This window comes from Argonema galeatum A003/A1 (genome assembly GCF_023333595.1).
In the GTDB taxonomy this organism is placed as follows: domain Bacteria; phylum Cyanobacteriota; class Cyanobacteriia; order Cyanobacteriales; family Aerosakkonemataceae; genus Argonema; species Argonema galeatum.
On record NZ_JAIQZM010000004.1, the window covers coordinates 249,706 to 257,229 of the forward strand.

At 44.0% G+C, this 7,524-nt stretch carries 8 protein-coding genes and 1 pseudogene; 3 read left to right on the plus strand and 6 right to left on the minus strand.

Annotated features, from left to right (window positions below; genetic code table 11):
* Window positions 1-39: 39 nt before the first annotated feature.
* Window positions 40-1,188, minus strand: a complete 1,149-nt coding sequence (locus LAY41_RS07230) for a succinylglutamate desuccinylase/aspartoacylase family protein (RefSeq protein ID WP_249095780.1) — start codon at window positions 1,186-1,188, stop codon at window positions 40-42.
* Between the two features lie 170 nt (window positions 1,189-1,358).
* Here LAY41_RS07230 and LAY41_RS07235 point away from each other — a divergent pair, with 170 nt between their 5' ends.
* On the plus strand, window positions 1,359-2,441 hold the full coding sequence (locus LAY41_RS07235; protein WP_249095783.1) for an ATP-dependent 6-phosphofructokinase: 1,083 nt from the start codon (window positions 1,359-1,361) through the stop codon (window positions 2,439-2,441).
* Between the two features lie 666 nt (window positions 2,442-3,107).
* On the plus strand, window positions 3,108-3,983 hold the full coding sequence (locus tag LAY41_RS07240; RefSeq protein WP_249095785.1) for an Rpn family recombination-promoting nuclease/putative transposase: 876 nt from the start codon (window positions 3,108-3,110) through the stop codon (window positions 3,981-3,983).
* 335 nt (window positions 3,984-4,318) lie between these two features.
* Here LAY41_RS07240 and LAY41_RS07245 read toward each other — a convergent pair whose 3' ends face one another.
* Window positions 4,319-4,957, minus strand: coding sequence for a histidine phosphatase family protein (locus LAY41_RS07245; RefSeq protein WP_249095787.1), 639 nt, complete (start codon window positions 4,955-4,957; stop codon window positions 4,319-4,321).
* Window positions 4,958-5,088: 131 nt separating this feature from the next.
* Between LAY41_RS07245 and LAY41_RS07250 the strand changes: the two genes are divergently transcribed.
* Window positions 5,089-5,421, plus strand: a complete 333-nt coding sequence (locus LAY41_RS07250) for a hypothetical protein (RefSeq protein WP_249095789.1) — start codon at window positions 5,089-5,091, stop codon at window positions 5,419-5,421.
* 53 nt (window positions 5,422-5,474) lie between these two features.
* Here LAY41_RS07250 and LAY41_RS07255 read toward each other — a convergent pair whose 3' ends face one another.
* From LAY41_RS07255 to LAY41_RS07270, 4 genes and pseudogenes are all read right to left on the minus strand, one after another.
* Window positions 5,475-5,918 carry a PIN domain-containing protein gene (locus LAY41_RS07255; RefSeq protein ID WP_249095790.1) on the minus strand — a complete coding sequence of 148 codons (444 nt, stop codon included), beginning with the start codon at window positions 5,916-5,918 and terminating at the stop codon, window positions 5,475-5,477.
* The gene (locus tag LAY41_RS07260; RefSeq protein WP_249095792.1) at window positions 5,902-6,165 is read right to left on the minus strand and encodes a hypothetical protein; all 264 of its coding nucleotides are present in this window, start codon (window positions 6,163-6,165) and stop codon (window positions 5,902-5,904) included. The genes LAY41_RS07255 and LAY41_RS07260 overlap by 17 nt, the downstream gene beginning before the upstream one ends.
* A gap of 67 nt (window positions 6,166-6,232) precedes the next feature.
* Entirely contained in the window at window positions 6,233-6,853 is a 621-nt protein-coding gene (locus LAY41_RS07265; protein WP_338022953.1) for a M23 family metallopeptidase, read from the minus strand.
* Between the two features lie 178 nt (window positions 6,854-7,031).
* Window positions 7,032-7,524: pseudogene (locus tag LAY41_RS07270) on the minus strand (RNA-guided endonuclease TnpB family protein); the annotation flags it as partial.

The following is a 7,524-nucleotide window of genomic DNA, read 5'->3' on the forward strand; positions in this document are numbered from 1 at the left end:
TAAGAGCGCTAAAGCGCAACAACGTACCTAAAATAATTTTCAAGTTTTTTGAGTCTCTAATTCTAAGATAGTTAATACATACTCTGCTTGGTTAACACAGTGATTTGTGGATAGGTCAAAAACTAACCCACTTTGTTCGGCATTCACATCGATTAAAGTTGGTAATTCACCTTTTTTATTGAAGCTGAGAATTTGATAAAGTCTTTCTCCACTATTGACAAAAGTCCCTAAATCTAGTCTAGATTGAATCATACCTCCCGCTGGGGCATAATATTTCTTCATCTGATTTTTGTTTGTGAAAGTTATTTGATGCGATCCAGTTTCAGCTAGGGGAAAGCCAGGAATGGATAATAAACTTTTCTGTGCTAAGTAATTTTTAATGCCCAAGACGCCTTTGGCAACTGACTCTGGATTCATTTGCATTCCAGAACCGAGTTCTAGCGTCCAAGATTCTATATCAAAGCTGATTGGTTTTCCGTGTTCTGCTAAACTATCTTCTAGTGCTAACCAAGACTTCAGGAAAGCTTCATCGAAAGTAATTCCATCGCATTTGTCTATTAAAATTCCATAATCAAGTAGAAAAGCTTTGGCACTTTCTTCTCTTCCCCGGAAGCCGTAAATGTAGTCTATACCTTGATTGCTAGAACTGTGTATGTCTATAACATAGTCTGCGTCTAGGCATGAGGATTGCAGATGATATCGATATAGTTCATCTAAGGGAACGCTACTGGGAGAGTTGATTTTTTCTAATAGCTTTTCAAAGCTTAGTTTTATCTTTTTTAGGTAGTTTTGTCTGATAGTAGTTTGGTCAAGATCTAATTGAGATTTAACAAATGTTTCTAAATCTTCACATTCTTTTTCGTAGTCCCAAAATATGCGGTTCCAGTCTTTGCCGTCGTAGATGTTATATCTGCCTGTAGAAAAATAATGCGATCGCTGATTGGTGCTAAGTGGGTTACAGACAGGTACGAGCCAAATTTGACCAGCGATGTCTGTGTTATCCACAGTCATCAAGAATTCAATAAGCTGATGAATAACGGCATTGCCAACAATTTCGGCTCCATGTAAGTTGGCTTGAATGTACGCTTTTTTACCTGGGTTAGCACCAATGAACTTGTATACTTGGAGGTGGAGGCGATCGCCAGACGCAAGCTGTACTAGAGGTATGGTAGAAATGTCGGGAATCATAAGATTTTAGATTTTAGATTTGGGATTTGGGATGAAAAACGGGATCGTACTATACTCGTTGTGGGCTACAAGTCTGAGATTAGGGCTGATACCTATAAAATGATTAAGCGATCGCACTTGCGTATGATTAACTGCTTGACTAATTGAATGCTCTATTTACGAAAGGTCTTATGGGAGAATTCAAACGGATTGGAATTTTGACCAGTGGTGGCGACTGTGCTGGCTTAAATGCGGTAATTCGGGCTGTTGTATGCCGTGCTGTCGATACCTATAACTGGGAAGTTCTGGGAATTCGTCAAGCTACGCAAGGGTTAATGAGCAGTCCTCCTCAATTTATGCCGCTTGACTTCGATAAAGTGGATGGATTGCTAACGAAAGGCGGTACGGTATTGGGGACGACGAACAAGGGAGACCCTTTTGCTTTCCCGATGCCGGATGGAACTGTGCCCGATCGCTCTGAAGATATTATCGCTGGCTACCGCGAGCTTGGTTTGGACGCGATAATCGGCATTGGCGGTGATGGCAGTCTGGCTATTCTAAGACGACTGGCGCTGCAAGGCAACCTCAACCTTGTTGCTATACCCAAAACTATTGATAATGACTTAGGCAGCACTGAGCATTCGATCGGTTTTGATACGGCGGTCAATATTGCCACGGAAGCGCTGGATCGATTGCATTTTACCGCTGCTAGTCACAGTCGGGTGATGATCCTGGAAGTGATGGGTCGCGATGCGGGACACATCGCCATTAGCGCTGGGATTGCTGGGGGTGCGGATGTCATTCTGATTCCTGAAATCCCTTATACAATTGCCAATGTCTGCCAAAAAATCTACGATCGCCAAAATCAAGGTAAGAATTACTCTTTGATAGTTGTCTCAGAAGCAGTTCGCACGGAAGAAGGCGAGCCTGTGATGAGTACCAATCGCTTGGGGCAATCTCGATTGGGTGGTATCGGTCAATATTTGTCTGACAAAATCTGTGACTGTAGCGGTGCGGAAACGCGAGTCACGGTTTTGGGACACATCCAACGAGGGGGAACGCCTTCGCCGCTGGATAGATTGACTGCTTCTGCTTTTGGGGTGGCGGCAGTGGATCTGATTGCGGAGGATAAGTACGACCAAATGGTAAGCTGGCAAAATCGCCAAGTAGTAAGCGTGCCGATCGCGGATGCGATCGCTCAATACCGAGCTGTAGACCTCAACGGTACTCTGGTCAAAACTGCGCGAGGATTGAGTATCTGTCTGGGAGATTAAGGTCTTTGGGAATCTGCTACACCATATCTGATTACAGATATGGTGTAGCAGATTTTTATAGAGGGAACCTGGGAGATTGAAAACCTTGTCCCTTTAGTGTACTAAATTCTATCCAACCACTGTTTTGGAGCGCGTTTTGTATGGAAGCAAGCAAGTACAAAAACCGTATCTTGGTCAAAAACGTAGAGAATTATGTATGGGAATCGACGGATTAATATTCTTCTTACCTGTTTGCGGATGACTTGGTAAGCAAGGGGTTTTCATCCAATTCCAGACAGACAAGCATCAACTGCACGGACAAACTCAGAACCCAAACCAGGATTTTTAGATTCGTACCACTCAAAAGCATCCTGAATATCCTATTCTGCTTCTGGTTGGATAATCAGTGTAAGGGTTTGAGCGTTTTGGCGGCTGTGTTTTGGGTGGAGAGAGAGGTTAATTTTTCTATCCCTCGCGATCGGCTTCTGGACTTCAGGCGGGATATAGGTTTTAATGGGGAGGTCTCCCTACTCGCTAGGGAAATTAGTTGAATGGAAACTAAAAAGGGAAGTAGTTACTAGCGTATTTATTTGACTCCCTACTCGCTAGGGAAATTAGTTGAATGGAAACTCATTTCAGTTTTAACTATGAGAAAATTAATCTCGATCCATCCGCGACAACCTTTCCATGCGGCGAGACTCAATATTTTACAAACTTTTCCAGCAATCCCCCACCCTATTGTTCGACTTACTCACAACTCCACCTGCGAATGCAAGCGGATACCGCTTTGACTCAGTAGCAGTCAAAGAACCGAAATTTGAGATTGATGGCGTATTTCTGCCGCCAGATACCGGGAATGCAGGCATAATCTACTTCTGCGAGGTACAATTTCAGAAGGATGAACGGTTATACGAACGCTTGTTCGGTGAAGCATTTCTATATTTTTACCGCAATCGAGAGCGTTATTCTGACTGGCAAGCTGTAGTAATTTATCCGACACGCAGTATCGAACAGAGTGATGCTCATCCCTACCGATCGCTGCTAAACTGTGACCAAGTGCATCGGGTGTACCTGAACGAACTGGGAGAGATTCGACAGTTACCGTTAGGGATAGCCTTGATGGTGCTGACAATCGTAGAAGAAGAACAAGCACCAGAGGAAGCACGATATTTATTAGCACGCGCACAACAAGAAGTCACCGAACCAGAAGCAAGTCGCGCCATAATAGATACGATCGCCACCATTTTGGTCTACAAGTTTACTAATTTAAGTCGGCGGGAGGTAGAAGCAATGCTGGGAATGCGATTAGAGGAAACCAGAGTATATCGCGAAGCTAAAGAAGAAGGACGGCAAGAAGGACGACAAGAAGGTCGCCAAGAAGGACAACAGCAAGAAGCTGCTAATCTGGTTTTCCGTCTTTTGTCGCGCCGCTTTGGAGAGTTATCTGATGATCTCAGAGGGCGCATCTCCCACCTACCGCTATCTGTGCTGGAAAATTTAAGTGAGGCGTTATTGGATTTTAGCAGTCTGGATGATTTGTCAGCTTGGTTAGAGGCAGATTAGACTGCTGGCAAAAGTTCCACATTTGGGATTTTTTACCGCAGATTAAAGCAGATAAACGCGGATAAACGCAGATGAATTTGAGGATACATAGCAGACCTATCTTTTTCAGGACTTACGCAAAAACCTTGGTTTTGCCCCCTAACCCCCCAAATCTGGGGGGAACAGGACTCTTCGCCCCCCAGATTTGGGGGGCAAGGGGGAGAAAAACGTAAGTCCTATTTTTTTGACAATAATCTGTCAACTCCTCACGCAGTAAGGGGTTGACAGATTATTGTCGCCCCGTTAGACCCCCGCAAAGTCTAAAACGATCGGCAAATTGGCAGTCAGGGCTTCCCTTAAGTTCCGGCTAAGTTACGCAAATGCTCATCCAGATGGGTGCGATCGGCTAATGCGTGAAGTAATGGCCCGTGAGAGCCAAATTCCACAATGCTGACCGAAGCAACGGGACATCCAATGCGATAGCGGAAGCGCCCCACATCAATTCCCAGCAAGCTACACAGAATAATGCGGATGGTGGCTTTGTGGGAGACAATCAAAACGTTGCCCGTGCTGTATCGCAGCTTGATTTCTTCAATTACTTCTAAAGAACGATGCGCGATCGCAACAGCTGGTTCTCCCTCTGTCGGCGGATACCAAGCGGGATCTGCTGTCCAGCGAATGTAGTCATCGTGGTATTCCCGATCGACCGTTTCTGGTGATAAACCTTCCCACTTGCCATAGTTGATTTCTTTCAATCCATCTCGCAATTGCATGGACATTCCGATGGCGTCGCACAGGGGTTGCGCCGTCGCCTTGGTTCGTCCCATCGGACTACAATAAATGGCATTCCAAGGTAGAGAACGATAGGTAGCTGCAAAAGCCTTTGCCATGTCAAGACCCTCTGGGGTTAATTCTGGGTCTATGGAACCGCAGAAGGAATTTTCCCGACTGAAACCTGTTTGTCCGTGGCGGAGGATATAAAGCTTTAAACTCACTGTAGTTTTCTCTCGCTTGTGTCCACTGAAATTTTAGTTTGCGATCGCGTAGGGGAACCTGCGCCTCTCCCATCACGTCTTTCTAGGACAATACCTCAATCTTATTGACGTTTAAGGCAAAAACCCAAAATATGAAGATTCAACGTACAATCAAAACCCTTTTTCTGGGCGCTGGACTGGCAATCTTGTCAGTAGGAATGTTACCAAAATCGGCGTTGTCTGAAATGTATAGGGTCATGAATAGTATGCCGATCGTCATAAATTCTCCCAGAAGTGGAGCGCCTACCATGATGCGGACAGAAAAAAGTCCAGATGGACGATATGAATTTGTCTCCGAACTAAATGAGCCGACCATGTATATGTACAATGGGCCGACAGTGGCATATCGACCAGCCAAAATTAAGGATACAAAAGACGGAAAAGAAATGATGGTTTATTTACCGATCGTTGTGATTAACAAATAACCGCATACCTCATTGTAGGTTGGGTTGAATAATAACGAAACCCAACTTACACCTTAATTATCCTCTGAAGTTGTTCTCAACTGTATAAGTAAAGTTTCTGTAGTCCAAGTAGGACAGCCACACCCTAAAAAATCGCAATCTTGAGTCCAAATTGCTGCATTCATTGCCAATGCTAAAGCTACTGTAGGCCAATCATCAGGATCTCTAGGAATGCGATTTCTAGCTTCTGTTTCTAGGTTGATGTAGTTCGACTCAGAAACGACCTCGATCTTAGTTTCAACCGGATGTTTTGCTTGAGCAAGTAAAAGTCGTGCTTCTGCCTCAGTAAGTCTACCCCGACTTACCATTAGCGGGATTCGTCGTTCTATCTCATATTGAGTTTCATCCAAAACTCGCTCCGTAACATGAAGCATTAGTGCAGGATTTTGGATTAATTCCTGTCCTCTTTGCCGCAGCAGTTCCCCAATCAGGATATTAGCGTCAACTATCAGTATCATAGGGAAAAGGCTTACTTGTATCAAAAAGGTCAGCTAACTCATCCTCAGTCATGCCTGTTTCAGCGAGTATCTGTTGTACAGTCTCGCTCAATTGCTTAACGGCGCGATCGACTTCTTCCTGCTTCGTCCGCTTCTTAGGGTAATAAAATCCTACTACTTCGCCATTATGCTCGATCGCTAGTTGTTCGCTACCAGTTAAGTAAACTGTTGCTTTCTCTTGTAATTCACTCACTGCCACTTGCTTCATGCTCCACCTCCAGGTATTGTAGTTAAATTTTATCTTTACTTTGATATTACACAGCTATAAAAATTGATTAAGGGCTAAATATACGCGGTGCTTGTCCTTTTTTCCAAAGCATAACGCTATTAGCACCGTTGGGATTCTGCGACCAAGGATCGGGATTATTACCTGACCAACCATAAGGATCGATTAAAGTTGGTTGACCGTTATTTGTATTTGTTAAACGACGAACCCCAAAGTGCAAATGAGGCGCAGTGCTACAGCCAGTATTACCAGAAAGACCAATTTGTTGGCCCGATCGCACGGGTTGCCCATTTTGAACGCCGATCCTACTCAAGTGTACGTATTCGCTCTGAAAACGCTCACCGTTGGGAGCCGTATGAATAATATATAAATACAAACCTGTTACAGTTCGATTTCCTAAAGGTGGACACCTAAAAGGCTGACCCTCTCCCGCAAAGGAAACTACACCAGGAGCAACTGCTAAAAGAGGAGTTCCTTCTGGCATTAGCCAGTCATAACCTTCATGACCATCTATGGATGCGCCTATAATTCCAGATCTTTTGCGATCGCCTCGCCAATTAACTACATAACCATTGTTGTCCCTAAACTGTTGAGGAACATCGTGATCGAAGGGATTGCCTGTAGGAAAATTGCCAGAGAAAGGCTTTTGAAATAAAGGAATAGCTGCTATATTACGGTTACGTTCACTAACAGGAGGACTGTCCGATGCAGAACTTGTGACTTGAAAATTACAAGCAGGTCGAAACGGGTTAGCTACACTGTCATAAGCTTGACGTAAAGGAGCATCCCCATTTCCAGAAAAAGATGAATTAAATCCTTGACAGGTGACATACTCCTACACCAACCTTTCAGGTATGGTGTAGGCTTCTCGCAGCCCGATGAAGGGTATGCAAGATTTCCTTCTGGTACGCATCATCCATAGAACCAACTATAGATAGTTTCCCATTACGGCGTTTTATACTTGGGAAAATGCCCAACCCAAGTCTTTTTAAGTTAATCGCAGCATTAATGTCACGATTAACCATCAAAGCGTTTAGCTCATCCCAATAGTCTCTGATACTGCAATCGGTAAAAACAATTTCATTCCGATAAGCCAGAACCATTGAAGTATAAGCAGGATTCTTAGAAATGACAACTGCTCCAGCAATTGATGCTATGTAGTCCAGTGTCTTGAAGAAATTTCCAAAAGCAGCATCAGACCAAGATTTATTCAATCCAGACTTAGCTGATTGACCATTGGGAAGATAGGTTCCATCATCAGATGGCTTGACTTGATTTCGCTTAGTTAAACCCTTAAGATTCAGGTCTTCGTGAAAGAAAACCTTTTTCCCAGTTCTCACC